Below are 26,144 nucleotides of genomic sequence, written 5' to 3'. Positions count from 1 at the left end.
ATCGGCGGTCGAGCTCCGCCAGCGCAAAATAAGCCGATGCCTTGCGCAGGATCTCGTTGGCCTGCTTGAGTTCGCGGTTCTCGCGCTCCAGCGCCTTCAGCTTCTCGGCGACATCGCTCGGCACGCCAGAGCGCTTGCCGGCATCGACTTCAGCCTTGTTGACCCATTCACGCAGGGTGTGCGGCGAGCAGCCGATCTTCGACGCCACCGACGATACCGCCGCCCAGCGCGAGGCGTGATCGCCTTCGTGATCCAAAACCATCCGCACCGCGCGGGCGCGAACCTCAGGTGAAAATTTGTTGGTCGTAGTGCTCATGATGGCTCCATCCTATTTGGGAGTTGGAGCCTCCGGCAAACCCGGCGCGGTTCATACAGCGCCTTGCGTCCGAATTTCGGAATGAAAACGACGTGGTATTTGCACTCCCATTTTGAGTGACTTAGGCTTTCAAACTCGTCCATCGCGAGTTGACCCTTCAGTGTGCTTGGCGGCTCACAAAGGGAACAATCGCGGTGGGCTCCCGCAAACGTCAAACTTCTACTGCCACCCCGGCAAAGCCGGGGGAACTCTCAATCTATTAGATGTCCAACGCGTCTCCAATCGGACCTTTTCTCGCAATTTGATGCACGCCGACACCGGGAACGGCGGATTGGCTCCACAACCGGACATTGCCGGCCACCATCAAGCCGCCGCGCGGGCCATTGTCCTGAGAGTTTGTGAATCTTTCGAGTTTTCCGGTGCTTAATCCTGTTACGCCGTTGATTTAACTAGGGTGGGGAACGGTCAAAATCGAAAGATTCGCAGGCTCTGGGCAGAGCAGCGCCAGCAAACCTTTCACGAGCATGATCGGCTCCGGAGGGCAGCCAGGAATATGCAAATCGACAGGTATGACGTCCGCGGCGGCGCCGACGCAGGCGTAGCTCTCCCGGTAAAAGCCTCCGTCGATCGCGCATGCGCCGGAAGCGACCACCCATTTGGGCGCGGGCGTCGCCGCGTAGGTGCGCTCGAGAGCCTCGCGCATGTTTCTGGTCACCGGTCCGGTCACCAGCAGCACGTCCGCGTGGCGCGGCGAAGCGACGAATTTCAGTCCGAACCGTTCCAGATCGTAGAACGGATTGTTCAAGGCGTGGATTTCCAGTTCGCAGGCATTGCAGGAGCCTGCGTCGACGTGGCGGATCGCCAGGCTGCGCCCGAACGTCTTGTCCACGCCCCGCTTGAGTTGCGCGGACAAAGCGGCCAGTTCGGAATCATCGGCGGCCGGGCGCGGTTCGGTCAATGGCGACCGCAGAAAGCCTTGTAGCAGGATGTCGCGCATGGCCGAACCTAGAGATCGTGCCCGGAATAGGAGCAGTTGAACGATTTGTTGCAGAGCGGAAAATCCGCGACGATATTGCCTTCGACGACAGCTTCCAGAAGCGGCCACTGGAACCATGAGGGGTCGCGCAGGTGGCAGCGTTCGACAGCGCCGTCGGACCCGACTCTTGTCCACACCAGGATATCGCCGCGAAAACCTTCGACGATTGCGAGGCCCTCGCCCGCCTGGGGCGTAGCCGTTTCCGCGTAAGAATCGCCCGACGGCGTTTCGGTCAGGATCTGGTCGATCAAACACAGGCTTTGTTCGATTTCCCTGATGCGGATCCACACGCGCGCGTTGACGTCGCCCTCTTGCAGCACCGGAACGTCGAAGCTGAGTTTATCGTAGGGTGCGTAGGCGAGATCGCGGCGGGCGTCGAACGAACGGCCGGAGGCGCGGCCGACAAAGCCGCCGCAGGCGAACCGCCGCGCCAGTTCGGGCTTCAAGATTCCCGCGCCGACGGTTCGGTCCTGCAACGACGCCGTATTGTCATAGAGGGCCGCCAGTTGCGGCAGCGCGAGGCGGATCGTCGCCACGAGGCCGCGCAGGATGATCTCGGCATGCTCGGCGCCATCGACGCGCACACCGCCAGGGACAATCGCGTCCATCATCAGGCGATGGCCAAAGCAGGACGCGCAAGCGCGTAAAACGTGTTCGCGCAACACGGAGCAATGGGCCAACATGAGCGCGAAAGCGGCGTCGTTACAGATGGCGCCGAAATCGCCGAGATGGTTGGCGATGCGCTCCAGTTCCGCCATCAACGCCCGGATCCAGACCGCCCGAGGCGGCGGCGCCAAACCCTGCGCCGCTTCGACCGCTTGCGCGAAGGCCAGCGAATAAGCGACCGTGCTGTCGCCGGAACAGCGCGCCGCCAGTTTTGCGGCATGGTCGAGCGTCGCGCCGGCCATCAGCCCCTCGACGCCCTTGTGGGTATAACCGAGCCGCGCCTCCAGCCGGACGAGGGTTTCGCCGCCGGTGGTGAAGCGGAAATGGCCCGGCTCGATAATTCCCGCGTGGACGGGACCGACAGGAATTTGACTCAGGCCCTGGCCGACGCTGGGCAGGAAAGCATAGGCGGGCGGCGAAGCGAGCGCCGGGATTTTCGCGCCAAGCGGCGCGCGAACCGGCCAGCGGCCATGGTCGAGCCAGGGTCGGTCGTCGAGCGCGTCGACAGCCCGAAGGCCGAACAGATCGTGGATGGCGCGTTCGAGCCGGATCGCTGGCGGATGACGCCGGCCAACCGACGGGAAGCCGCCATCTTCGGCGGCAAGGCTGGCGACCACGACTGAATAAGGCGACGGTTCGAGAACGGCCATATGGACGCACGCGGCCTCGCCCCAAAGACCGAGCAGCGAAAGCTCGCCCGCCGCGAGTTTTTCGACCAGCGCGCGCCACGCCGGCGCAGCGATCAGACGCCTCGGCCAGGGGCGGCAATCCATCTCAGGGAAAGGGTCGCGGATTTCGGACAATGTGGGCATGGCGCCTCCGGTTCAGCCGAGCATCGCGGCGACATGCTGGAACCACAACACCAGCGGCTGGGGAAGATAGAGGCCGGCGACCAGCACCAGCGCGAGATGGGCCGCCAGCGGAAGCGACGACGCCTTGACCGGCGCGACATTCTCCGTCGGCTCGCCGAAGGCGAACCCGTGCAACCGCCACATCAGGGCGCCGAAGGCGACCAGAAGCCCGATCACCAGGGGCAGCGCCAGCAGCGGCGCGCGCGCGATGGTCGAACTGACGATCAGGAATTCGCTGGTGAACACGCCCGTCGGCGGCATGCCCGCCAGCGCCGCCATGGCGACGACAAGGCCCCAGCCCAAGAAAGGGTGGGTGACCGTGAGGCCTCGGATGTCGGCGATTTTCTTGGTTCCCTTGGCCTGGGCGATCTGACCCACCGCGAAGAAGATCGCCGACTTGGTCAGGCTGTGCATGGTCATGTGCAACAGGCCCGCGAAATTCGCCAGCGCGCCGCCCATGCCGAAGGCGAACGCAATGATGCCCATATGCTCGATCGACGAATAGGCGAACATCCTTTTGATATCGCTGCGGCGATAGAGCATGAATCCGGCAAAGACCAGCGACAGCAGTCCCAGCGCCGCCATCAGCGGTCCCGGCGCGATGGCGTTGGAATTGGCCGCCATCAACAATTTGAAGCGCAGGACGGCGTAAAGGGCGACGTTCAGCAGCGAACCCGACAGGATCGCCGAAATCGGCGTCGGTCCTTCCGCATGCGCGTCGGGAAGCCAGGCGTACATCGGCGCCAGCCCCACTTTCGTGCCGTAGCCCAGCAGCAGGAAGACAAAGGCGAGGTTCAGCAGCGCGGGGTCGAAGTCCGCGACGCGGGAGATCAGCACGGTCCAGACCATGCCATTCAAGCCTTCGCCGATCACCGGGCGCGCCGCCATATAGATCAGGATGGTGCCAAACAGCGCCAGGGCGATGCCGACGCTGCCAAGAATGAAATATTTCCACGCCGCTTCAAGCGACCGATCGGTGCGGTAGATGCCAACCATCAGAACGGTCGTCAGCGTCGCGACTTCGATCGCAACCCACATCAAGCCGATATTGTTGGCGACAAATGCCAGGTTCATGGCGCCCAGCAGCGCCTGATACAGGGTGTGATAGAAGCGCAGATGCGTTTGCGTCAAATGCCCGGTTTCAAGTTCCCGCGCGATGTAACCGGCTGAGAACACGCTGGTGGTGAAGGCCACGAACGTATTGAGCACGACGAACACGATGTTGAGATCGTCGACCAGGAAATAGCGGTCCGTCGCCTGCTGGCCGGCAAACAGCGTGAGCGCCGTAAGAAAGGTCAGCCCTGACGCCGCCATGTTGAGCCGGGACGACAGGCGATATCCCCTTGCGAACGCCAGCGCGACCGCCGCCACGGCGGGCAGCAGCAGCAGCAGATAGACGTTGTTGGCGAGCAGGACGCTGATCAGCGCGTTCACGAGCGCGCTCATCGGCCCTTGCCTCGGGACTCGTCGAGCGCCTGGACATCCACCGAGTCGAACCGCTCGCGGATGCGAAACAGGAAGATGCCGACCACGATCAGCGCGATCAGAACTGAAAAGCCGATGCTGATCTCGACGACGAGCGGCATGCCCTTGGCGCCCGTCGCCGCCAGAATGAGTCCATTTTCAAGCGACATGAAGCCGACCACCTGACTGACGGCGTTGTTTCGCGTGACCATCATCAAAAGCCCGAGCAGGACCACCGACAAGGCGAAGGCGAGATCCTCGCGCGCGAGGGCGTCGGCGTGTTGCGTGACGCGCAGCATCACCACCATGGACAGCGCCACCAGCGCGATGCCGGCCACCATCGTCGGCACGGCGCCGACCACAACTTCGACTTCCCGATGGATGCCAAGACGCGCGACAATCCGATGCAAGGCGTAGGGGATGACAATGCCCTTGAAGATCAAAGTAATGACGGCGGTGATGTAGAGATGCGGCGCCTGCTGGATGTAGGCCTGCCAGCTTACGGAAAGAGCCAGCACCAGCGCCTGGACGGCGAACATGTTCAGCAGGGCGTAGAGACGATCCTGATAAAGCAGCAGGAAGCTCACGAGAACCAAGCCGCCTGCGAACATGTGGGCGATGTCGAAAGCAATCGGGTCCATCTCAGAATCCTCTCGACATGAAGCGCAGCAGCGTGGCGAGCAAGCCCAACATCAAGGCCACGCCGATAAAGTCGGGCACACGGAACACCCGCATCTTGGCGACACTCGTCTCGAACAGCGCCAGCATGAGCCCGGCGAAGGCGAGCTTGCCGACATAGGCGACGACGCCGAACATATGAGCGGAAAAACTCGCCGCGACCGGCGCCAGCCCGAAGGGCGCGAACACGCAAGCGATCAGCGAAACATAGAGCAGAAGCTTGATCTGCGCCGACAGATCGATCATCGCCAGATGCCGCCCGGAATATTCCAGCACCATAGCCTCATGCACCATGGTCAGTTCGAGGTGGGTCGCGGGATTGTCGACGGGAATGCGCGCGTTTTCAGCCAGCGCGACGATCACCAGCGCGACCAGCGCCAGCGCCAGCGAGATGCGCAGGCCGACGTCGGGCGACAGCATGAATTCGGCGACGGTCGACAATTGCGTCGAGCCGGCGATCAGGGCCAGCGTGAACACGATCATGATCAGCGCCGGTTCGGCCAAAGTGGCGAACATCATCTCGCGGCTGGAGCCGAGACCGCCGAAACTCGTGCCGACGTCCATGCCGGCCAGAGCCAGAAAGAATCGCGCGCCGCCGAGCAGCGCGATGATGGCGATGAGGTCGGCCGACCAACTGAACAGCAGGCCCGTGCCGAAGGTGGGAACCAATGCGGCGGCCACCCAGGTCATTGCGAAGACGAGATAGGGAATGCCCCGGAACAGCCATGACGCGCTTTCCGCGACAATGGCTTCCTTGCGCGCCAGTTTGGCGAGATCCCAGTAAGGCTGTAGCAGCGGCGGCCCGCGCCGCCGCAACAACCGCGCCTTGACCTTCCGAACGAAACCGGTGAGCAGCGGCGCCAGCAGCAGCACCAGCAGCATCTGCGAAATCTGGATCGCAAATTCGCCGACCAGGCCGGAAAGATCGCCAATCATGCCCATGAGGCGAGCACCAGCAGCAGGAAGACCAGGGCGGCGAAGACGAGGCTGAGATATTGCCGAATGGTGAGATACTGCATCCGGTTCATCCAATAGGCCATTTTGGCGACAGCCGCGACGACGGGCCGATAAAACACGGCCCAGGAAAGATCGACCCATTCGACCGTGTAGCTTGCGGGTCGGAGGTCGCCGGGAGGCGGCATATCGACTTGCGCCCGCGCGCGGAACGCGAAACTGCTGAAAACGCGCCGCACCGGCTGGGCGAAACTCTCGGCGGAATATTGCGTGATCGGATCGGCATCGGGAAAGCCGCAGTCCCAGGCCGGCGCCCGGCGAAGGGCGTTGGAGGCGAGTCGGTGAACGATGAAAGCCGCCAGCAGCGCCGAACTGACGATGAAGACGAAAACGAGCAGCCCGTCGTAGGAGCTCCTGCTTTCGGCGATCGGCGCGATGGAGAGCCAGGGCATGGCGGCTTGTGGGTGCATGGCGGCGCCTGTCGTCGCGCGCGCCACCGGCGCCAGCGCGTCGATGACCTGCCCCGGAAAAATACCGGCCAGCAGGCAAAGACAGGCCAAGCCGCCCATTGCGGTGAGCGAGAAGCGATCGACCTCGACCGCCTTGGCGCTCGTTATCGTGCGCGGGCGGCCGAGAAAGGCGATCCCGAACAGGCGAACGAAGCAGGCGCCCGCGAGCGCCGCCGCCAGCGCCAGCATCGCGCCCGCCGCCGGCGTCAGCAGTTTCAGCGCCCAGCTCGGCAGCGACGGGCTGAGCAGGATGGCCTGGAAGGCGAGCCATTCGGAGGCGAAGCCGTTCAAGGGCGGCAAGGCCGAAATCGCGGCGCAGCCGACCAGCATGAACAGGCCGGTCGCCGGCATGCGGTTCAACAGTCCGCCCAATTGTCCGATTTCGCGGGAGCCGGTGGCGGTGATGACGGCGCCGGCGCCGAAAAACAGCAGGCTCTTGAACAACGAGTGGTTCAGGACATGGAACAGGGCGGCCGTCATCGCCAGAGCGGCGGCGGCGGCGAATCCGCTGGCCAGAAATCCGAGCGACAGGCCGAGAGCGACGAAGATGATGCCGATATTCTCGATGGTGCTATAGGCGAGAATCCGCTTCAGGTCCGTATGCACCAGTGCGAACAGCACGCCGATTACGGCGGTCGCCGCGCCCAAAATCAGAACGGGAACGCCCCACCACCATGCCGGCGGCCCCAACAGGTCGAAGGCCACGCGGATGAAGGCGTAAACGGCGACTTTGGTCATGACGCCGCTCATCAGGGCGGAGACGTGGCTCGGCGCGGCCGGATGCGCCAGAGGCAGCCACACATGCAGGGGAACGAGACCGGCCTTGGACCCCGCGCCGAACAGGACGAGCGCGAGAACAGCCGCCGCCGCGAGAGGCGCCGGCGCATGGGTTCGCATGTCCGCGAAGGCATAGAAGCCATCGGGTCCGGCAAGCACGCCAAAGGCCAGCAGCAGCGCGAAGGCGCCGATGCCCGCCATGACGATGTTGACCAGGCCGGCGCGAATATTGTCCGCCTCGCGATGATGCGCCATCACCAGCGACCACGACGCCAGCGACATGAACTCCCAGGACAGGAGGAAAGTAAAGGCGTCGTCGGCCATCAGCACGACGTTCATGCCAGCGAGAAACGCCGGAAAGAAAGGCAGCACCCGAAGCGGCTCGCGCTCGTGTCGGCCGTAACCAAGCCCGTAAAGACTGGCGGCCGCGCCGCCGAAGTTGATGATCGCGAGGAAGAAGCTGGAAAGAGCGTCAATCCGGAAATGCGCGCCCAGCCAGGGCAGCCCTATCGGCAGCGCCAGCGACGATGGCGGCGACTGCATGAGCAGGCGCATCGTCGCTCCGCCGCACAGGACGAGCGAAATCACCAGCGCACAGCCATAGACGACAAGCGTGAGGTTGCGGCCGCGCCCGGCGAGCAAGACGATGACGCTGAGCGTCAGCAGGGCCGCGACGCCAACAAGGTGAATCTCCGGCATCAAAAGCTTCCCACCAGGCCCTTTTGGCGCGAGCCGCCGAGGGACGCAAACCCGGCAGACCGAACAGCCATACTCATGTTTGATACATCAGCTTTAGTGTTGTCGCATCATCTTGTTCAGCTCTCAGTGTCCGTCCGAAAAGAATTTGAATCGCTTGAGTCGGTTGAGATTCATTGGGGTCGGCCTGATTCTGGAGGGGCCGCCGATGTGGACCACCGAGAACCGGGGGAAATACGCCCGCGACAAACTGCGTTATCCCAGCGATCTCACCGATGCCGAATGGGAGTATATCAGCTCCGCTGATCCCGCCCGCCAAGCGCGGCGGGCGCAAGCGGTCGGTTGATCTGCGCGAGATCGTCAACGGCCTGATGTACGTTTTGAGCACGGGCTGCCAATGGCGCTACGTTCCAAAGGATTTGCCGCCGCGCAGCACGCTGTTCGGCTATTTCGATCTTTGGAATTGGGACGGCACGCTCTATCGCATTCATCACGCCCTCTATGTGCCGCGAGGCGATGGGGCGCGAGGCCAGCCCGACAGCCTGCGTGATTGACAGCCAAAGCGTGAAGAGCGCTGAAAAAGGGGGCGTTGCGTCGATCCGCATGGCTACGACGCGGGGAAAAAGATCAAGGGCAAGAAGCGCCACATCCTCGTTGATACGGTAGGGCTGCTGCTGTACGCCGTGGTTCATCCCGCCGACATTCAGGACCGCGACGGCGGCGGCTTGGTTCTATCAACGTTGTTCGGGCTCTATCCGTTTCTGGACAACCTCTTCGCAGACGGCGGTTACCAAGGTCCAAAGTTCAAAGCGGCCCAGAAGAAGGCTTTGCCGTTCGTCACGACCGAGATCGTGAAGCGCTCCGATCAGGCGAAAGGCTTCGAAAACCTCACGCGAAGCGCCGTGGCGTTCATCCGTCTCGCCTCAATCCGCCTCATGCTGCGAAAGCTCTGCTTGAAAACGTAAACTTTTCGGACGGACTCTGACTCATTGGCCACCGGCATTACGCCGGCGGTTTCATGCGCGCCAGAAGCAGATGGTCGAGAAACATCGGCCTTACCGCTGCCCAAGCTTCTCCCGCTCTTCGGGCGTCAGGATGCGCGCTTCGGCGTCGATCAGGACACCGTAGCCAGCGATCTGCACGGCGCTGCGATCATTGTAGCCATCGCCCGCCGGCGGCGTCGCCAGCGCGCCCCGGCGCTTTTCGCGCTTGGGCTGTTCGCCCTGCTCGCCATCGCCGCCGCCGTAACCGAGCACTTCGACGATGATCACCGACGGGTTGTTGTTGGCGGCCGGCGCAGGGGTTGTGGTCTGTTGCGTCGCCGCCGTCGCGTTGGACGCCGTCAGGCCGGCGCTGATGCTCGGCGCCTGCACGGTCGGAATGCCCGTCGAGGATCCCTGCACCACAATGTTGGCCGCGTTGACGATCTGCAGCGCCGCCAGGTTGATGTTGCCGGAGACGCGGATGCCGGCTTCGCCGGCGTCGATCGCGCCGAGCGGCGCGATCAGGTCGATATCGCCGGCCTTGACCTCAGGGATCGGATTGAGCGTGGCGATGCCGGCGCCGGACGACGGCGCCTGCGGCGACAGCGTCACGTTGCCGTAGATATCATAGACGCGCTTCGGCGGCGTATATAGCACCGTCGTCTTGGAACCGCGGCCGGCATTGATATCGCCCGATGCCGACCATGCAAAGATATTGCCGCCGAAGGTGGTCATGATGCGCGACAGGCCGAGCAGCACGCTGCCCTGCGAATAGATCTGGATGTCGCCTCGCCCCTGCGTGACGATGCCCGCCGTGGGCGGCGGCTCCGCGCCGTCGACGCCGATCACCACCTTGCCCGACGGCGCCATCATCTGGATGCCGCCGCCGAACAGTGTGCTGACGCCGGCGCCGCCAAACATGGTGATATCGCCACTGCGCGCGACCGGATGGCCCTGGGCGTCGCGATCCGGGAACAGCGTCGCGATCATCTGGCGACCGCGCAAGTATGAACCGTAACGCGAGCTTGCCGGGTCGTTATATTCGCGTCCGCCGGCGCGGAGTTCTGCGAAGTAGATTTGCCGCAGGAAGATGCGCTGCTGCTCCGGCGGCAGCGCGGCGAGGGCGGCGCGCGCCTCCTCCACCGTGCCGGAAAAGCCGCTGCGCTCCTTCAGCCAGGTCAGAAGTTCGCTTTCATAGGTTTTGGCGACCTTGCCAACCTGTCCAGCCAGCGGCGTCGTTGTCGACGCCCGATTGGCGGGATCGAGATAGAGCGCTGCGAGCCTTGCATAGTCCGGTCCCTCGGCGCTGGCGCCGGCCAACATCGCGATGGATGCGCCGGGACGCGCATCTCCGGCGACGACAGCGCCAATCGAAGTCACGCTGGCCTTGCCTTCCATCAGCAGATTGCGACCGGCGGAGATCTCCAGCGCGCCGGGACCGGCGACGGTGAAGCTGCTGTGCAGAATATCGCGGCCGGCCGAAACCACCGAGACATCGTCCGGCGAATTGTGCACGAAGAGATTGCCGGTCGCCGTCCCTCCAAACGCACTGCCGCCCGACGGGAGGAGAGAGCTCTCTCCGAGATAGTTTCCGCTGGAGACGATGTCGCGGCCGGCCCGGATCGAGACGGCTCCGGCGCCTTCATAGAAGGTGCGGTCGCTGAGCCCGATCGCACTGCTGGCGGCAGAGGTGATGCGAACGATGCTGCCGGTCTGCAAACCGACGACGTCGCCGGCCAGCGCATAGAACTTCGCCGGTGCAAGCTCGAACAGACCCGACGCGGAGTTCGGACCGAAGGCGAAGAGATTCTGCTCGAGCGGGAATGAGAGGCTGCTCAGATTGGTCATGGTCGCCGGCGACGTCACGGTCGGCATCACCGCAGGATCGGCGCCGGAGCGGCTCACCGTGTAGCCGCTGGCATAGATCGAATCGCCGGCGAGAAATTCCAGTTCGCCGTTCGGCGACGGCGCCAGCACCAGCGAAAAATTGGTTGCCGGATTTAGCCGGCTGACGGCCGACGCACCGAGATAGATGCTGCCCGATGGCGCCACCGCCCGCAGGATCGACGGATAGACGAACCGTCCTGCCGTGGCGCCGACGCTGTCGACCGGCGAGTTGCCCAACCCTGTTTCTCCAAGCTGGGTGCTCGGCGTCAGGTTGCCGCCGGCGGAGAACAGATCGATCGCCGTGTTGGCCGTCCACAGGCTGAACCAGGGTGCGGAGCTTTTGACGACGCCGCTGTCGATGCTGGACAGCATTCCGGCGTCGCGAACGCCGCCGACAGGATCGCGCCCTGGCGCAGGAAAATACTGTCCGATCCGCGGGTCTGGCTGAAGGTGAAGTAGTTGCCGGACTGGCCGTATTTCACCAGTCCGGGCGCGCCGATAACAAGACGGCGGGCGCCGAGACGGTTCACCGTATCGGCATAGAGCGAAACGCCGTCGAAACCGTCCGTCGGCGCCCCGCCCGCAGCGAGCACCTCGATCTTGCCACTGCCACCCACGGAGATAACCGCCGAACCCGCGAAGCCGCCGGTGACGGCGCTGAAATCCACCGATCCGTCGAAACGCAGCGCATTGCCGCCCGCGCCCGGTGTCAGTTGCAAGAACAGGTTCTTGCCGTCCAGCGGCGACATGGCGCGCGGCACGCCCAGGCGGGCGGCATCGGCGCGCACGTAATCGGCATAGGTCATTTCGTTATAGGATGAGTGCGAGCGGACCTTGTCGCCCGGCGTCAGAATCACCTGGCGCGCGAGGCTGTCGCTGATGCCGGTATGGGCGACACCGAGACGGCCCGACGCGATAAAGGAGCCATTGGACAGCGCCACGGCAGGCGCCACGCCACGGGAATCGGCGGCGGAAATCTCGATGCGGAATGCGCCGGGCAAAAGCGCATAGGTCGAGGGCATCAATGCATAGGCGCCGGCGGGCAGACCCGGCGTGCCGCCATCGAGCGTGATCTTACGGCCGATGGCCGGATTGGCGGCCCCGGCCTCGGCGGCGACCGGCGCATAGCCGGACGCTTGGCCCGGAACGATCGCAAAGACCTCGTTGCCGGACGAACTATAGCCCGAATAGGCGGGACCGGCATCGCTCAGCGGATGCAGCAGCACATCGACCGAGCCGCCGCGGCCGCTCGAGAAACCGGCTCCTGTCAGCTCGCCGCCACCGCGCAGATCGATGGTGGCGCCCGGCGCAACATTGACAGCCATGCTGCTCAACGTCACGCCACGCTGATCCGACACCACGCCTTCCAGCACGGTCTGCTTGCCGGCATAGTTCCAGACGACGCCGTCTACAGTGCCGCCATAGGGCATCATGAGACCGAGCGCGCTGGTCGAGGTCACGCTCCCCGGCAATAGATTGATCGCGGCCGTATTGCCGGCGATGCCGCCGAGATAACCCATCGAGAGGGTACCGAGTGGCGCGCGGACGACGCCGCCCTGATTGATCGTGTGCGAAAACAGGCGCAGCGAGCCGAACACCGCATAGGGCGCCGCTGGAACGTCGCCGGCGCCGCGGACCGTCAGGCTGTAGCGCGGATCATACTGAATGGTGGCATTGCCACCGCGCTAGCCGGCATGCACCGTCGCACTGGCCCCTGTCCCGGGATAGACCTGCGCGGCGGCCAGCGTCAGATCTGCGCTGGTCTCCAGCCGCGTCACGCCGAGAAGGCGCAAATCGCCCGTACTCGCCAGGGTCACATCGGCAAAGCCGCGCCGATCGATCATCAGCGTTCCGGACGGGAGCTGACGGATTGCGCCGGAAATGTTGAAGCGAACCTCCTTCTGGATATCCAGCAGGTGTGAGCTGACCGAGAAGCGCGCATCCGCCTCGCGCGCGGAGACGCCACCGAGACGGTAGGCCGGGACGATGCGTCCATCGACGTTGCGCTCCGCGACGCCAGACAAGTTGACATAGGCTGCCGACAGATCGACGCGCGCGTTGGCCGCCGACGTCTCCACGAGCACAAGCCCGGCGGAATACAGGCGCAGGCTCTGCCGCATCGCCAGCGATACATTGTTGTCGAAGCTGATGAGGCCGTGACTGAGCAGCGTCAGATTGTCGAAGCCGCCGGCCGTCAGGCGATCGGCGCCGAGACGGCCGTACCCGTAAACCAGACCGTCCGCAGCGGCGTCCGGAGCGCCCGCGATTCCGGACGCAACTCCGGCCTGGGAGAGGATGATTTCGCGCGACGCCAACACGCGATTGCTCGTATTGGCGGCCGTCGCCAGATAGGTCGGCGCTTCCAGGGCTATCGACAGCGAACCGCCGGCAGCCCCGGCGCCGCCGGCATTGGCGACGAAAGCGCCATCGAGATACAGGCCGTTATTGGACGTCAGGGTAATGGCGCCGCCATTGCTGGCGACATTGACCGCACCCTGGCCTGCGAGATCGAGCGTCGCCTGCGCGCCTGACGCATCGAGGCGCGCGCCGCTGCGCACCACCACGAACAGATCGGGCGCGGACGCAGCCTCGCCTGTTGTCAAATCGATCGAGCTGCCGATGGTGATGTTGCCGCCATTGGCGACGGCGCCATAGCGCCCGCCCCTGAGATTGACGGATGTCGCCGCACGTGCAGCGACGTCGAGCACCGCATGGTCGCCGATCCAGATCGAGCGGCCATGGCCCAATCCGCGCGCCAGCTCTGCATCGGAGATCCTGGTCTGCCCGATGTCGATGCTGCCGCCCCACGCATTCAGCGCGCCATCAACCGTGAGCTGTCCGATGCTGCTCAGGCGAATGGCGCGGCCGGGATCGACGGAGATCACGGCGCCGCGCTCAACACTCAACTGCACCGAGGCGAGATCAGCGACTGTGCCTTGGAAATTTCCGGCATTCAATGTGAGATTCGCGCCGCCGCGCTGCACGAGCAGATCGTTGTTGACGTTGGGCAGATAGAGCGGCGGCGTCCACAGCTTGAGCGCAGCAGCCGGATCACCGCCGGTGATGACCTCCACGGCGCGATCACCAAGAGAATAGACCGGCATCGACACGTCGATGTCGGCGCCGGCGACAACGGTCAGCCCCTGATTTCCCGTGACGTTGTAATTACCGAAGCCCTTGTTGAAAAATCCTTCGCCCAGCACCACCGCGCCAGCAGCGGGAGCTTCGGCGGCTGAACCGATCTGCACGCGTCCAGCCTGGACGGTGAGGCTACCTCCGCCGGTTACGCCATAGCCAAGAATGACTCCGCCAAGCTCGAGCAATCCAGCGGAGCTATTGCTGTTGAGATTTGCAGTCAGCGTGACGTCGCCACCGCGACCTCCCCGCAGCTTTCCGTCTCTTTCGAGCGCGGCGCCGGACGAGACGTCAATCGCAGAGCCCTTCTCCAGCAGGACAGATCCCGTCGATCCCAGCGAGACGGACCCGCCATCGCGCCGAGCCAGACCATCACCATGCAGCGCGTCGAGCTGCAGGTTGCTCCAGACACCACGCACATCGATGGTCGCACTTTCACGCAGTGTCGTTGTCGATCCACCGTTCAAAATCAGTGTCGTCAGCGAGCCGCCACCACCGGCGGCCGTAAACAGATTGGTCGCGCTGACCGCGCCGGCGCGCGCCGTGACATCGGCCTTGATGTCGATCACCGGGGCGATGAGCGTGACATTGCCGCCATCGGCCAGAACGAGCGGCGCATCAATGGTGATGGCGCCGCGGGCGCCGAAATCGACGCCGCCGAGCTTCTGCGCACTGAGATGATCGGCATCGAACCAGGCGGTTTTGGCGCGTCCGGCGGGCAGAGCCGCAATGCCCGCGGCGGGGCCTTTGGCGATGTCCGTCACGCTGGAGATACGCACGTCGGACGCGTAGAGGTCGGCGCGGCCGTTGGCGTTATAGTCGCCAAGCGCCAGCGTGCCGTTCTGTGCGACCGTGGTCTGGGTGAGCTTGTAGCCATCGCTGACGCCATTGGCGCGCTTGCCGGTCTGGCGTTCGCCGCTGATCGTATCGGCGATGATATCGGCTTCGAACACAGATGTCGGCGTCGATAGGATCAGCCGGCCGGCATCACGGCCGACGGTGTAGCCCTCTTCCCAGCGGGCGGTGTTGCGACCGCGGCTGAGCGGGCTGGTCCAGGTTTCGGTGAGACGGTCGTCGACCTTACCCTGGATGCTATGGGTTCGGGTGAAGCCGCCGGCGAAACGGACAAAGCTCATATCGCCCGGCGCAGTGTCGATGCTGTATTTGCGGCCGTCGCGGCCGATCAGATTGGTCGAGCGAATCCAGCCGGCGGCATAATCCAGCGCGCCGCCGGAGATGTCGATGCGCGATCCCTTCTGCGCGATCACTTCTGGAGCGGCAAGCGTGATGCTGCCGCCGATTGCCGACCATTCGCCAATCGTATGCGCGGTGGCGCCGAGATAGCCGCCGACTTCAAGCAGACCACCTCTCGTGTAGTAGCGATCCGACGCGTAACCGCCGACGCCCGCCGGCGCCAGCGTGAGACCGCGCACGTCGATCCAGACATCGTTGTTCTTGAGCACATTGGACTCACGGTTCTGCGGTAAGTCCCTGAGTTCGTTGCCTTGGATGTTGACCTTGATGTTGTTCGACGCCATCGCCAGCGCGACATTGCGCACGCCGGAGGCATCGAGCAACGCGCCATCTTCCGTGAAGATGCGCCTGCCCGCGGAGACCGCAATCTGGCCGCCTTGCGCGGCCGTAGCTGAACCGCCCTTGAAGGTGACGGCGCCGCCGGTGACGATCTCGACGCGCGACTGATCCTGGCGGTCGGCAACCAGCGAGAGGTTGCCGAAGGCGCCGGTGGCATTGGCGGCGCGGCCCGCGTTCGCGACGATGGAGGCATCGACCAGCCCCGCGCGCTGGCTGTCCAGCGCGGTTTCGGCGCTGTCGAGTTCAGGCAGGATCGCGGTGAGGCCGCCGCCGGCGAGCGTGATGCTTCCTGCGGAGTCGGATGCGCTGTTCAGCAGATGAATCGTGCCGCGGGTGTTGACCGAAGTCGTCGCGATCAAGGCGCCGTTCTGCAGGAGCGTGCGGCCCGCGAGCGTGATGTCGCCCTGCTGGGCCAAAATCAGGCCGGTGTTGCTGACGTTTCCGCTCTCGCTGTTCAGGCCAATGATCGGAGACAGTTCGATGCCGCGCGTGGTCGATGTCAGATTGCCGTCTGTGCTGAAACCACGCCGCAGGATAAAGCTGTCGCCAGCGACCAGCAGCGCCTGACCCTTCGGCGTCGAGATCGTGCCGCCGTTTTCGACAGCTGAGCCAATCATCAGGGCGAAACCGCCCCCCGCGGTCACCGACGACGGAGCTCGCGCGCCGATCGACGCGCCGCGCTCCACAACAACCTGGCCGCCCGCCGCGGTGAAGCTCGGCGTGGCGGCGCCCGTGCTGTAGATTCCCGTGGCGAGAAACTTGCTGTCATCGATCACGGCTGACGACGCAATCAGCGAGCCGACATTGATCTGGCTGGCGCCGCCAAGAATGATGCCGTTCTGGTTGATGACATAGACCTGACCGTCGGCCTTGATGGCGCCGAGGATCTGGCTTGGCGCCGTTGCGCCGTTGACGCGGTTCAGCGCCGCCCAGCCGGCGTTGCCCTGCTGGTCGAAAGTCAACGTGGTGCGCGCGCCGACATTGAACGAGGTCCAGTTCAGGATTGCCTGCGGCGCGGTCTGGCGGATGCCGACCTGGGTCTGGCCCGAACCGTCCACGCTTTGCGCCGGCGCGTTGACGCCGGTCCAACCCGCCGGCATGTTCGGCAGCAGGCCGCCGGCGCTGAGACCGTTCGGAATGGTGGCAGGCGCCGTGAGCGAGGTCTGCCGCGCCGCCGCCTGCAACGCCTGCATGTCCTGCACCGTGCGGGCGGCGCGGGACAGCGAGTCCGCCGATTGCCGCGCGGCCCCCGCCGCTTGCTGCGCCGCTTGCGCGGCGGCGTCCGCCGCGATGTTCGGCGCCGACACCGCGCCGCCGCCGCCGTTCAACGGCCGCGCGTGGCCGGGATCCGGAGCGGTGATGACCAGCGCCAGCGCGCTCACCCCCGTCAACAGCAATCGCCGCGACAATGACCGGCCGGCGAGCGGTGTCACCTTGGCGGGCCGATCCGACAATTTCCCATGCGCTGCGGGCCGAGCCTTGCTGGAGCCAACGCCGGGTTTTTCAAGCGCCATCGAAATCACTCGCAGGGTTGAACGTCAGATGTCAGGGTGATCGCACCCTCTCACCTTTAAGACCGCCACCCTGCGGCCGAGTCCGAACCGCGTTTCGCAAATCTTTTCCGGAATCTTGAATCAGCTGAGCAGAACCATGCCGCCCGGCAGGCGGCGCAGGCGCGCGCCGAAGGTCTGCGCGAGGTTGGTGACGGCTTCATCGATGCGGCTGAGCTGGAATGTCGCAACGACGTCGCGTTCCCCGAGCTTTTCGTTCAGCAGCACGATCTTGCCGGGACGATAGCGATCGATCTCGCGCACCACGCGCGCCAGCGGCTCGTGACGGAAGATCAGCTGCCCACGCTCCCAGGCCGTGGCGACGGCGACATCGGTCGGCGTCACCTGCTGCAAGCCATTGTCGTCGTAGACCACCTGCTGTCCGGCCGGCACTTCGACAAAGCGCTCGAGCCGGCTGACCCGGACCGCCCCCTCCACACAGGTGACGCACACCGACGCCTGATCCCGCCGCATGTTGAAGCGGGCGGCGGACGCCGTGACCCGGCCACTGGCGGCAAATATCTCGAAAGTTGCTTTTGTCGCGACCGCCGCCTCGCCATCAAGCAGCTCGAATCCGCGCGAACCGGACGCCTGCGAACGGAGGTCGATGCTGGTCCTTGTATTCATGACGATGGAGACATCGTCCGCCAGCGCGACCGTCTGGCGTTCGCCGGCGCCAGTCCGGAAATCCGCCGTCAATTCGCCGGGCGATGGCCACAACCGAAACGGCGGTCGCGATCCGACATAGCCGACGCCCGCAAGGGAAGCGGCGAGCGCGCCACCGAGGAACGCGCGACGCCCGAGTTGGGCGTTTCGCCGGGTGGCGACGACACGCGCTTGCGCAGTGGACACCCTGGCGCGCTCGCGCACCACGTCACCCGCCGGGCCGAGCACTTCCCAGAGCAGCTTGGCCTCGGCAAAGGCCTGGCGATGCGCCGGGCTCTGGCGGCGCCATCGCTGCAACGCGGCCGCATCTGCGTCGGTGGCGTCTCCCGATGCGAGCCGGAGCACCCATGCCGTCGCCTCTTCGGCGAGACGGCCTTCGCCACCCGACTCCGACTTGCCTCCCTCTTGATCGAATGTCACGTCGCGCACCATGCCCCTCAATCCTTAGACGTCACAGGGTGGCCGGGATCGAACTTCTGTGACAGATTTATTTCGAGATGCTGCCGGCAGTGGTCCAGCGCCTGCTTGAGCTCACGCTCGACCATTCGCGTCGAAATGCCGAACTGAACCGCGATATCCGCGATCGGCCGTCCGTCGCTACGAACGGCAAGGAATATCGCGCGGCGGCGCTCCGGCAATTGTTCCAACGCTTCGACGAGCTGACGCATCGAGGAGCGGCCGGCGGCGACGCGTTCGGGATCGAGTTCGTCATGCTCCAGCTTGAGCAGGAGCTCGACCTCCGACCGTTCGAGGCGCCGCGCTTCCGAGCGGCGGCGGTCGGCGGCGATGTTGAGCGCAATGCGAAACAAATAGCTGCGCGGATGCCGAATCGGGCCCGGCTCCTCGATCCGGCCGAGCCGCAGATAAGCCTCCTGCAGGACATCGTCGGCCGCGTCGGGCGAGCCGAGGCGACGCGCGAGCTGGCTACGCAACGGAGCGTAATCGTCCAGCAATGTCTGCAGCAACAGCGCCTGACCGCTGACTTTCATACAATCGTCATTCCAACTCGAAGCGGCGCGAACGCGTGAGATCCCCGAGCTTTCGGCGGAGGAGAACAATGCGCGCCCTCCCCTTTATGGAACTATTGTGACAGGACGTTATCGCCCGTCGCGGCTTCCGTCCGCCGGACCGCCCCGCGGGCAATCGCCGCTCACCTGCGGGGATCGTGGCAAAATCACCATGATCACCGGCTGCGGCAGACCTTCGGGCGGCTTGCTCGCCGCGATGCCCCGCAGCATGGCGTCGATACGGACGTCGCGATCGTGATCGCCGGTCGAACTGAGCAATTCCACATTTTCGGGACGCCCTTGCTCCGATAGCCACATCCGCAACGCGAGCCGGTAGGCTCCAAAGCCTGGGTCCGCGCCACAGAGCGTCGCCACAATCTTCCGCTGCAGGTCGGAGGAGTAAAGACGACGAAGCGCCTCGCCTTCCGACTCCGACAACGCCGCCGTCACCATCAGCGAGCCCGCCCCCGCCGACCGGACCACAAGCCCGGTCCCGGCCAGCGTGGCGCGCAACGCATCTTCAGCTGCATATGAGCCGGAGACCGCCTTGGTGCGCCGCCCGGCCACAGCCTTTCCATCGGCGAATATCTGGACGCCGGTTAGCACGCCAAGTCGATAGATGGCTTCATCGACGGATTGCGCCGGCATCTCGATCTGCCATCGCGAGCCGGTCTGCTGCGACGCATCGGCCGGATCGCTGACAGCAACGGACGCGACAGGCGCCGTCATCGAAGATCCGATCACCGCTATGGCGAAAACGAAATGTGCCAGACGCGATCGCATGACGGCGCCTCGTTAGGCCTTCAACCTCGCCGAGAATTTCACATGCAACGACTCGGACGACAACCATCGTTGGCGCATCGGCAATGACGACGCCATCGGACGCATACACACCGAAAACCCAGATATCAAGCAGGCGCTGATATGAGGGCGTTCATCGCACCATCTGGCTCGACAGTTCCTGCGTCATCTCGGCCGCAGGAGATTCGGCGGCAGCATTCGAGCGCGCGCCGGTGAATGCGGTCGCTGGGGCATCTGACGGAAATCGGACCTCGCGGGCGGCGAAGAACCCGCCGTGGCGGCTTCAAGACCATGCATGGATTCCACACGACGGCGAAAGGGGCTATGGCGGAGACTGGGCGACGATGTGAGCAAGGCGGCGTAACGGGGTTGGTGACCAAACCCGCCCGAACCTCCAACAAGGAGCGTTACGCCTTGTCGCACGACAATGTTGTCTCCTATCGCCAGAAAGACGGAATCGATGATCCGCTCACCGAATCCTGCAAGCTGGCGCGCGCCGCCTGATCGCCCAAGCGGTCGAGGCGGAATTCGAGACGTTTCTTGCCGGGAATGCCGAGCTTGTGCTTCCGGATGGCCGTCAACGAGTGGTTCGTCACGGCCACGACCCGGTTCGCACCCTCCAGACCGGCGTCGGGCCGATCGAGGAGGACAAGCCGAAAGCGCGCGACCGCGGCGCGGCCGAAGGCGCCCGAATCCGGTTCAAGTCGAATATTCTGCCGAAATGGGCCCGGCGCACCAGGAGCCTGGACGCTCTGCTGCCGGTTCTCTATCTGCGCGGGATTTCGGCCGGGGATTTCCAAGACGTCCTCTCGGCTTTGCCGCGCAAGGACGCGCCAAATCTTTCGCCGGCGGCGATAGAGCTGGCTCCGGTTGTCTGAACAGTTTCCCGCAAACGATAAGTGGTTTTCCGCCGGGTCTTTCGTCCGTGGGCGCCGTAGTGTTGGGTGTGACGCAGGGAGGGCTTAGCCCGACCGTAGTCGCATCCAACACCCCGGCGGCGGAAAAATTCGCTTCGCGGACCTTCGGTTCAGGCCTCCGCCACAGGGGGCGTCGGATCGAAGTCGGCCTCCTCCGGCGTGCGCCGGTCAAGCGATGAATGCGGGCGCCGGCTGTTATAGAAGTTGAGATACCGGGCGATCGACGCGCGCGCCTCGCCGACTCTCTCGTAAGCGCGCAGATAAACCTCCTCGTATTCCATCGATTTCCAGATGCGCTCGACGAAGACATTCGTCGCGCCACGCGCCCTGGCCGTCCATGCTGATCACGATCTTCTTGTCGATCAGAACGCGCGTGAACTCCTCGCTGGCGAAATGGGTGGATTCAAATGGTCGTCGCAACGATCTCATGGGAGACGGCGATGGCAAGCACGAAAAGGAATATCCGGAAATTAGCGAGGCGGGTGGGCAGGAATTACTGACAGTCCGAAAAGGGTTGGAAGAATGACAGCAATTTCGTCGCCTTGTTCGGGATCAGGCTCAGCGGCCGCGCATACGATGAGTAGTTTCCGAACCTACCTTAGCGGTCGGCGCGCTGGATAATGCTCCACGTGTTGAGGGGCTGCCGGGCCAATTCTGGGGCGCGGCAAATAACAGGAGGCTCGAATGGTTGACAAGGATCGGATCGCCGGATCGGCGAAGGAAATCACGGGTCGGGTCAAGCAGGCGGCGGGCGCGGCGGTCGGCGATAGCAAGCTGGAGTCCCAAGGCAAAGCCGAAAAGACCGAAGGCAAGATCCAGAATGCCATCGGCGGCTTGAAAGACACGATCAAGGAGACGGGGAAGACCAAATAGCCATTGGGCTTCCGCCCAACGCCGCCGCCCTGACAACGCCGACGGCGGCGCGGCGTGGCGGAGCGGTTGATGTCGCGCGCCAATAAGCGGTTGCGACCAACCCAAAATAAGAAGTTCGACAATGTCGATTGGAACCATTGTTCTTATCATCCTGGTGATCGCGTTATTGGGCGGTTTCACCGGATTTGGCGGCGGCCAGTTTTACGGCCGCGCTTTGCGCGCGAGGCGCGCGTTCAAGAATTCCAGCCCACGCATTGATTGTGGTGTGCGATCCGATAGAGGAGGCTATTATGGGACGTAGCATTTTGCTTTTGCTTCTGGGAGTTCCAATTCCGATTATCATCCTCATCGCTCTTCTGTACCGATAGGGAGAGTAACGATGACGATCTTGGAAATAACCGGCCTCGCTGAAGGCGAGATGGCTGATCGTGACGAAGCGCCAGCTTCGGCGATCTCTTGGAGCGCTGTAATTGCTGGCGCGATCGTGGCGGCGGCATTATCCCTGATCTTGTTGCTGATGGGGTCCGGCCTGGGCCTCACGATGGTTTCGCCATGGTCGAACGCTGGCGTCGGCGCGACGACCTTTGCCGTATCGACGGCAATCTGGCTGATTGTCGTTCAATGGCTTTCCTCCGCGCTGGGCGGATATCTCACCGGCCGGTTGAGAACGGGATGGCCTGGCGTTCACAAGGATGAAGTATTCTTCCGTGACACGGCGCATGGCTTGGTGATGTGGGCTCTCGCTACAGTCCTGTTTGCTGGAGTTTTGAGTTCGTCCGTGTCGGCAATCATAGCGGGAGGCGCCGGCGCGGCGACATCGTTGGCGACGGGAGCGGCCCAAGGCGCGCTCCTGTCCGCAAAAGACAGGGCGACCAATGCAGCGGGTTTGCCGACCGAATATTTTGTCGACCTGATGTTTCGCACGCCGACGGCCCCGCCGTTTGCCTCAAGCGCGATTGCAGCCATCCAGAATGTGACCGAGCCCCCGCCGGAAGCTTCGAGGATTCTCGTTGTGAGTTTCGCCTCCGGATCGGTGTCGGCTGCCGACAGAAGTTACCTCGCGCAACTCGTTTCCGCTCGGACCGGGCTGGCCGCCGATGATGCGCAACAGCGCGTCGACAATGTCATTGCTCAGATCGATCAGACAAAAGCAAAGGCCAAGGAAACAGCCGACAAAGCCCGTAAGGTCGGGATCACCACTTCACTTCTGATGGTCCTGTCGCTGATCATCGGCGCCTTCGTGGCCAGCGCCGCAGCCGCGCTTGGCGGACATCGGCGGGATGACGTGTGAGACGCCCGCAACCATCGATCAAGGCGCAAAAGGGGATGCGCCCCGCAGGGCTTGATGAAGGCCGGAGGACGTCACGGGGCGACGCTCGATGTCGCCCTCCTATCGTCGGGAATTGATCAAGTCTCGGTGTTGCGTCGACCAAGCATGGATCAAGACCGCCAAGTCGCAAACATCACTCCCGCCGCGACCGTCATTGCGCCAGCGCACAGCCACCAAATGGCCCACAAAGCGCGCGGCAGCACAAAGCGACCCATCACGTCGCGTCGCATCGCCATCAGCATGATGATGACCATCAGCGGCGCCGCCACGACGCCGTTGATCACCGCCGACCAGAACAGCGCCTTGATCGGGTCGCGCGCCCTTGTGGCGCCGCGCGGCTCGCCCTGGCATCGAGTTTACCGCGAAGCGTCTTCCAGCACTCCAAGGCAAGGCGCTGATTTAGGATTCCCGAAGCATATCACGCCTCTGAACGCAGCTTTGACTGGGTGTTTTCCGATCCTTCCCGCCGTCGGCGGACGACGCGATATTGTCATCGCAATGAGCAACGAATTGCCGGGGCCAATGCGCGAACGCGCATCGCCCGCAATCTTCAGGAGATCATTCATGGGCAGCGCTGCTGACAGGATCAAGGACATTGGGCCTCAGCCGCAATCGTTCGACATTGAACGCGCGACGAAGGAAAATTCAAATTACCGCTCCGTCGCCTGGAGCGGCCGCTATCTGCAGGTGACGCTGATGTCGATCCCCGTTGGCGGCGACATTGGTCTTGAAGCGCATCCGGAGACCGATCAGTTCCTGCGCCTTGACGCTGGCAGCGGCCGCGTCCAGATGGGAGCCGGGAAGGACCAACTGACTTTTGAAAAGGACGTTTCGGACGGCTGGTGCGTTCTCGTTCCGGCGGGGACCTGGCACAACATCACCAATACCGGCGCGACGCCAATGCAGGTCTATACGATCTACGCGCCCGCCCATCACGCGCCCGACAAGGTTCAGGCGACGGCGGCGGGGGCGGAAGCCGACAAGGACGACGAGCCGGCGGCGTGGTCGGTTCAGCCAAAACATGCGCCCGACCAACACGGGTGACCCAGTAGATCTGCAAGAACGGGAGCGCCGGCGCGGCTAGAATCGACGGGCCGTTCATCGGCGCGGCAGCGTGACCCCTCCCGTACCGAATAGATCAACGCCTTACGACGCCGATCGGCGTCCGGCCCCCAGGCCTTTTCACATGCCCCTTTTTCAAGAATTGGGCCGACGCCCAAGTCGGAGAAGGCATCCTCAGTCGGCGATTGAAGGGTGAGCCAACTTCGCTCGCATCCCCGGTCGCGATGATGCGGCTCTTGCTGATCCTGCGCCGCCTCCAACTGGAGGCGTCGTCGGGGCTCTATGGCAAGAGCTGGCTTCTCAACGAGATCGTTCCCGGATTTGACGCCGAAGCGTTGCGTGTAACTCCCGCGATCAGCAAAGGCGCAACCGCCTTAGCGCCGCTTCATTTGCGCGTCGCGCTTCTCGCTGGCCTGGCGACTGCGACAAAAGACGCGGTGGGCGCAATACGTCGCCTGCGGCCCCGCTGCCGGCCGTTCTACTTAAGGCGCCTCGACGAGCTCGCCGCAGCCGCTCTCGGCGGAGACTACGATTTTTCAAATTAGATGTCCAACGCGTCTCCAATCGGACCTTTTCTCGCAATTTGATGCACGCCGACAGCGGCATTGGCGGTCTGGGCTGTCGTTCTCTCCGCAACCCGGAAAAAATGCATGAATTTCGCGAATTGAGAGAAGCTGTCGTGATCTGTACCGATGGCGCTCAGTACAGCGCGACTTGAACGGAACACAATGAAAGGCGCCACAATGAGCAACACCACAGCAGACCTCGAATCCCTTCTGATGCACAGGTCGTTGACCGACCCCGAACTGCTCGAAGCCGCCGCCGCCGCCGAGAACTTCCGCATCCTGCCCGACGCCGCCGTGATCAAGATCGGCGGCCAGAGCGTGATTGACCGGGGCCGCGCCGCGCTCTATCCGCTGGTCGACGAGATCGTCGCCGCGCGCAAGGCGCACAAGATGCTGATCGGCACCGGCGCCGGCACCCGCGCCCGCCATCTCTATTCCATCGCGGCGGGGCTGAACCTGCCGACCGGCGTGCTCGCGCAGCTCGGCGCCTCGGTCGCCGACCAGAACGCGGCCATGCTCGGGCAATTGCTCGCCAAGCACGGCATTTCCATGGTCGATGGCGCCGGTCTGTCGGCGGTTCCGCTCTATCTGGCCGAGGTCAACGCCGTCGTGTTCAGCGGCATGCCGCCCTACAAGTTGTGGATGCGCCCGGCCGCCGAGGGCGTGATCCCGCCCTACCGCACCGACGCCGGCTGCTACCTGCTGGCCGAGCAATTCGGCTGCCGCGCCATGATCTTCGTGAAGGACGAGAAAGGCCTCTACACCGCCAATCCCAAGACCGACAAAAACGCCACCTTCATTCCGAAAATCTCGGTGGACGAGATGAAGGCCAAGGGCCTTCAGGATTCGATCCTGGAATTCCCGGTTCTCGATCTCATCAAGAACGCGACCCATGTGCGCGAGGTCCAGGTCGTCAACGGACTCGTCCCCGGCAATCTCACCCGCGCGCTCGCCGGCGAGCATGTCGGCACCATCATCACCGCGAATTGAGAGACAAAGTTATGACCGACGCCATCAAGCACGTCTCTTCCGCGCTCGCGCGCCAGACGCTTCAAGACAATACACTCACCCGCCCCGTCGCCGGGGTGCGCCCCATCCGCCTGCTGCCCTGGCTGCAAGTGGTGAAAATCGGCGGCCGCATCATGGATCGCGGCGCCCAGGCGATCCTGCCGCTGGTCGAGGAAATCCGCAAACTGCTGCCGGAGCATCGGCTCTTGATCCTGACCGGCGCGGGGGTTCGCGCGCGCCACCTCTACAGCGTCGGCCTCGACCTCGGCCTGCCCGTGGGCTCGCTCGCGCCGCTGGCCGCCAGCGAAGCCGGCCAGAACGGCCACATCCTTGCGTCGCTGCTGGCGCCCGAGGGCGTGTCCTACATCGAGCACCCGACCATCGCCAGCCAGTTGGCGATCCATCTCGCCGCCGCCCGCGCAGTGGTGGGCAGCGCCTTCCCGCCCTACCACCACCACGAATTCCCCGGCGCGCGCATTCCCGCGCATCGGGCGGACACCGGCGCCTTCCTGGTCGCCGACGCGCTCGGCGCCGCCGGCCTCACCATTGTCGAGGACGTCGACGGTGTGTTTGACGCCGACCCGAACGGCGCCGAGGGCGCCAAGGCCAAGCTGCACAAGGATGTCGGCTACGCCGAACTGGCGAAGCAGACGGGAACGCTGCCCATAGACCGCGCGCTGCTGGAAGTGATGGCGACCGCGCGCCAGATCGAGCGCGTGCAGGTGGTGAATGGCCTGGTTCCCGGCCGCCTGACCGCCGCCCTGCGCGGCGAGCACGTCGGCACCCTCGTCCACACCGGCGCCAAGCCCGCCTGAGCGG

Annotated in this window: 19 protein-coding genes and 6 pseudogenes; 10 read left to right on the top strand and 15 right to left on the bottom strand. The window is 64.2% G+C overall.

The genetic code is table 11. The annotated features are described in order from the left end of the window. From CCR94_RS21885 to hyfB, 8 genes and pseudogenes are all read right to left on the bottom strand, one after another. Positions 1-316, bottom strand: a pseudogene (locus CCR94_RS21885) (transposase); the annotation flags it as partial. Positions 317-369: 53 nt separating this feature from the next. Then, a pseudogene (locus tag CCR94_RS21880) lies at positions 370-459 on the bottom strand (IS200/IS605 family transposase); the annotation flags it as partial. Positions 460-761: 302 nt separating this feature from the next. Further along, entirely contained in the window at positions 762-1,313 is a 552-nt protein-coding gene (locus CCR94_RS21875; RefSeq protein ID WP_104510326.1) for an NADH-quinone oxidoreductase subunit B family protein, read from the bottom strand. A gap of 8 nt (positions 1,314-1,321) precedes the next feature. Next, the gene (locus CCR94_RS21870; RefSeq protein WP_104510323.1) at positions 1,322-2,830 is read right to left on the bottom strand and encodes a hydrogenase large subunit; all 1,509 of its coding nucleotides are present in this window, start codon (positions 2,828-2,830) and stop codon (positions 1,322-1,324) included. Positions 2,831-2,842: 12 nt separating this feature from the next. Continuing rightward, the gene (locus CCR94_RS21865; RefSeq protein WP_104510321.1) at positions 2,843-4,315 is read right to left on the bottom strand and encodes a hydrogenase 4 subunit F; all 1,473 of its coding nucleotides are present in this window, start codon (positions 4,313-4,315) and stop codon (positions 2,843-2,845) included. Continuing rightward, positions 4,312-4,974 (bottom strand): hydrogenase-4 component E, encoded by a 663-nt coding sequence (locus CCR94_RS21860; RefSeq protein ID WP_104510318.1) that lies wholly within the window; start codon positions 4,972-4,974, stop codon positions 4,312-4,314. The genes CCR94_RS21865 and CCR94_RS21860 overlap by 4 nt, the downstream gene beginning before the upstream one ends. 1 nt (position 4,975) lies before the next feature. Further along, positions 4,976-5,953 carry a respiratory chain complex I subunit 1 family protein gene (locus CCR94_RS21855; RefSeq protein ID WP_244594176.1) on the bottom strand — a complete coding sequence of 326 codons (978 nt, stop codon included), beginning with the start codon at positions 5,951-5,953 and terminating at the stop codon, positions 4,976-4,978. Then, a complete protein-coding gene (gene hyfB / locus CCR94_RS21850) occupies positions 5,944-7,950 on the bottom strand; it encodes a hydrogenase 4 subunit B (RefSeq protein ID WP_104510315.1) in 2,007 nt (668 codons plus the stop codon). The genes CCR94_RS21855 and hyfB overlap by 10 nt, the downstream gene beginning before the upstream one ends. Before the next feature lie 205 nt (positions 7,951-8,155). Between hyfB and CCR94_RS21845 the strand changes: the two are divergent. After that, positions 8,156-8,912: pseudogene (locus tag CCR94_RS21845) on the top strand (IS5 family transposase). Positions 8,913-9,002: 90 nt separating this feature from the next. Here the strand turns inward: CCR94_RS21845 and CCR94_RS25765 are convergent. The 6 genes from CCR94_RS25765 to CCR94_RS21815 form a co-directional block, all read right to left on the bottom strand. Beyond that, complete coding sequence (locus CCR94_RS25765; protein WP_104510312.1) at positions 9,003-11,189, bottom strand: filamentous haemagglutinin family protein; 2,187 nt, start codon at positions 11,187-11,189, stop codon at positions 9,003-9,005. Next, complete coding sequence (locus CCR94_RS25760) at positions 11,084-12,415, bottom strand: hypothetical protein (protein WP_104510310.1); 1,332 nt, start codon at positions 12,413-12,415, stop codon at positions 11,084-11,086. The genes CCR94_RS25765 and CCR94_RS25760 overlap by 106 nt, the downstream gene beginning before the upstream one ends. Positions 12,416-12,502: 87 nt before the next feature. Further along, positions 12,503-17,059: a two-partner secretion domain-containing protein gene (locus CCR94_RS25755; RefSeq protein ID WP_104510307.1), complete on the bottom strand. Its 4,557-nt coding sequence runs from the start codon at positions 17,057-17,059 to the stop codon at positions 12,503-12,505. A gap of 120 nt (positions 17,060-17,179) precedes the next feature. Further along, the gene (locus CCR94_RS21825) at positions 17,180-18,193 is read right to left on the bottom strand and encodes a FecR family protein (RefSeq protein ID WP_104510304.1); all 1,014 of its coding nucleotides are present in this window, start codon (positions 18,191-18,193) and stop codon (positions 17,180-17,182) included. Positions 18,194-18,198: 5 nt separating this feature from the next. Then, the gene (locus CCR94_RS21820; RefSeq protein WP_104510301.1) at positions 18,199-18,750 is read right to left on the bottom strand and encodes an RNA polymerase sigma factor; all 552 of its coding nucleotides are present in this window, start codon (positions 18,748-18,750) and stop codon (positions 18,199-18,201) included. A gap of 108 nt (positions 18,751-18,858) precedes the next feature. After that, positions 18,859-19,551 carry an STN domain-containing protein gene (locus CCR94_RS21815; RefSeq protein WP_104510299.1) on the bottom strand — a complete coding sequence of 231 codons (693 nt, stop codon included), beginning with the start codon at positions 19,549-19,551 and terminating at the stop codon, positions 18,859-18,861. Between the two features lie 432 nt (positions 19,552-19,983). Here CCR94_RS21815 and CCR94_RS21810 point away from each other — a divergent pair. Continuing rightward, a pseudogene (locus tag CCR94_RS21810) lies at positions 19,984-20,426 on the top strand (transposase); the annotation flags it as partial. A 170-nt stretch (positions 20,427-20,596) separates the two neighbouring features. Here CCR94_RS21810 and CCR94_RS21805 read toward each other — a convergent pair. Next, positions 20,597-20,879: pseudogene (locus tag CCR94_RS21805) on the bottom strand (integrase core domain-containing protein); the annotation flags it as partial. Here CCR94_RS21805 and CCR94_RS24765 point away from each other — a divergent pair. The 8 genes and pseudogenes from CCR94_RS24765 (at position 20,824) to CCR94_RS21770 (ending at position 26,140) form a co-directional block, all read left to right on the top strand. Continuing rightward, positions 20,824-21,012, top strand: a complete 189-nt coding sequence (locus CCR94_RS24765) for a hypothetical protein (RefSeq protein ID WP_146090141.1) — start codon at positions 20,824-20,826, stop codon at positions 21,010-21,012. The pseudogene CCR94_RS21805 and the gene CCR94_RS24765 sit on opposite strands and share 56 nt — an antisense overlap. Positions 21,013-21,170: 158 nt before the next feature. Next, positions 21,171-21,359, top strand: coding sequence for a CsbD family protein (locus CCR94_RS21800; RefSeq protein WP_104510297.1), 189 nt, complete (start codon positions 21,171-21,173; stop codon positions 21,357-21,359). 121 nt (positions 21,360-21,480) lie between these two features. Beyond that, positions 21,481-21,567: pseudogene (locus CCR94_RS21795) on the top strand (DUF3309 family protein); the annotation flags it as partial. A 171-nt stretch (positions 21,568-21,738) separates the two neighbouring features. Continuing rightward, a complete protein-coding gene (locus CCR94_RS21790; RefSeq protein ID WP_338053013.1) occupies positions 21,739-22,650 on the top strand; it encodes a hypothetical protein in 912 nt (303 codons plus the stop codon). A gap of 54 nt (positions 22,651-22,704) precedes the next feature. Beyond that, positions 22,705-23,733: a cupin domain-containing protein gene (locus tag CCR94_RS26210; protein ID WP_244594177.1), complete on the top strand. Its 1,029-nt coding sequence runs from the start codon at positions 22,705-22,707 to the stop codon at positions 23,731-23,733. Positions 23,734-23,987: 254 nt separating this feature from the next. Beyond that, entirely contained in the window at positions 23,988-24,296 is a 309-nt protein-coding gene (locus tag CCR94_RS21780; RefSeq protein WP_146090140.1) for a hypothetical protein, read from the top strand. Between the two features lie 198 nt (positions 24,297-24,494). After that, a complete protein-coding gene (locus CCR94_RS21775) occupies positions 24,495-25,307 on the top strand; it encodes an amino acid kinase family protein (RefSeq protein WP_104510332.1) in 813 nt (270 codons plus the stop codon). Between the two features lie 11 nt (positions 25,308-25,318). Beyond that, positions 25,319-26,140 carry an amino acid kinase family protein gene (locus CCR94_RS21770; protein ID WP_104510290.1) on the top strand — a complete coding sequence of 274 codons (822 nt, stop codon included), beginning with the start codon at positions 25,319-25,321 and terminating at the stop codon, positions 26,138-26,140. The last annotated feature ends 4 nt before the right edge of the window (positions 26,141-26,144 follow it).

The organism is Rhodoblastus sphagnicola, assembly GCF_002937075.1.
Taxonomy (GTDB): Bacteria; Pseudomonadota; Alphaproteobacteria; order Rhizobiales; family Beijerinckiaceae; genus Rhodoblastus; species Rhodoblastus sphagnicola.
The sequence above is the reverse complement of the archived record's forward strand: the minus strand, read 5'-3'. Positions and strand labels throughout refer to the sequence as shown.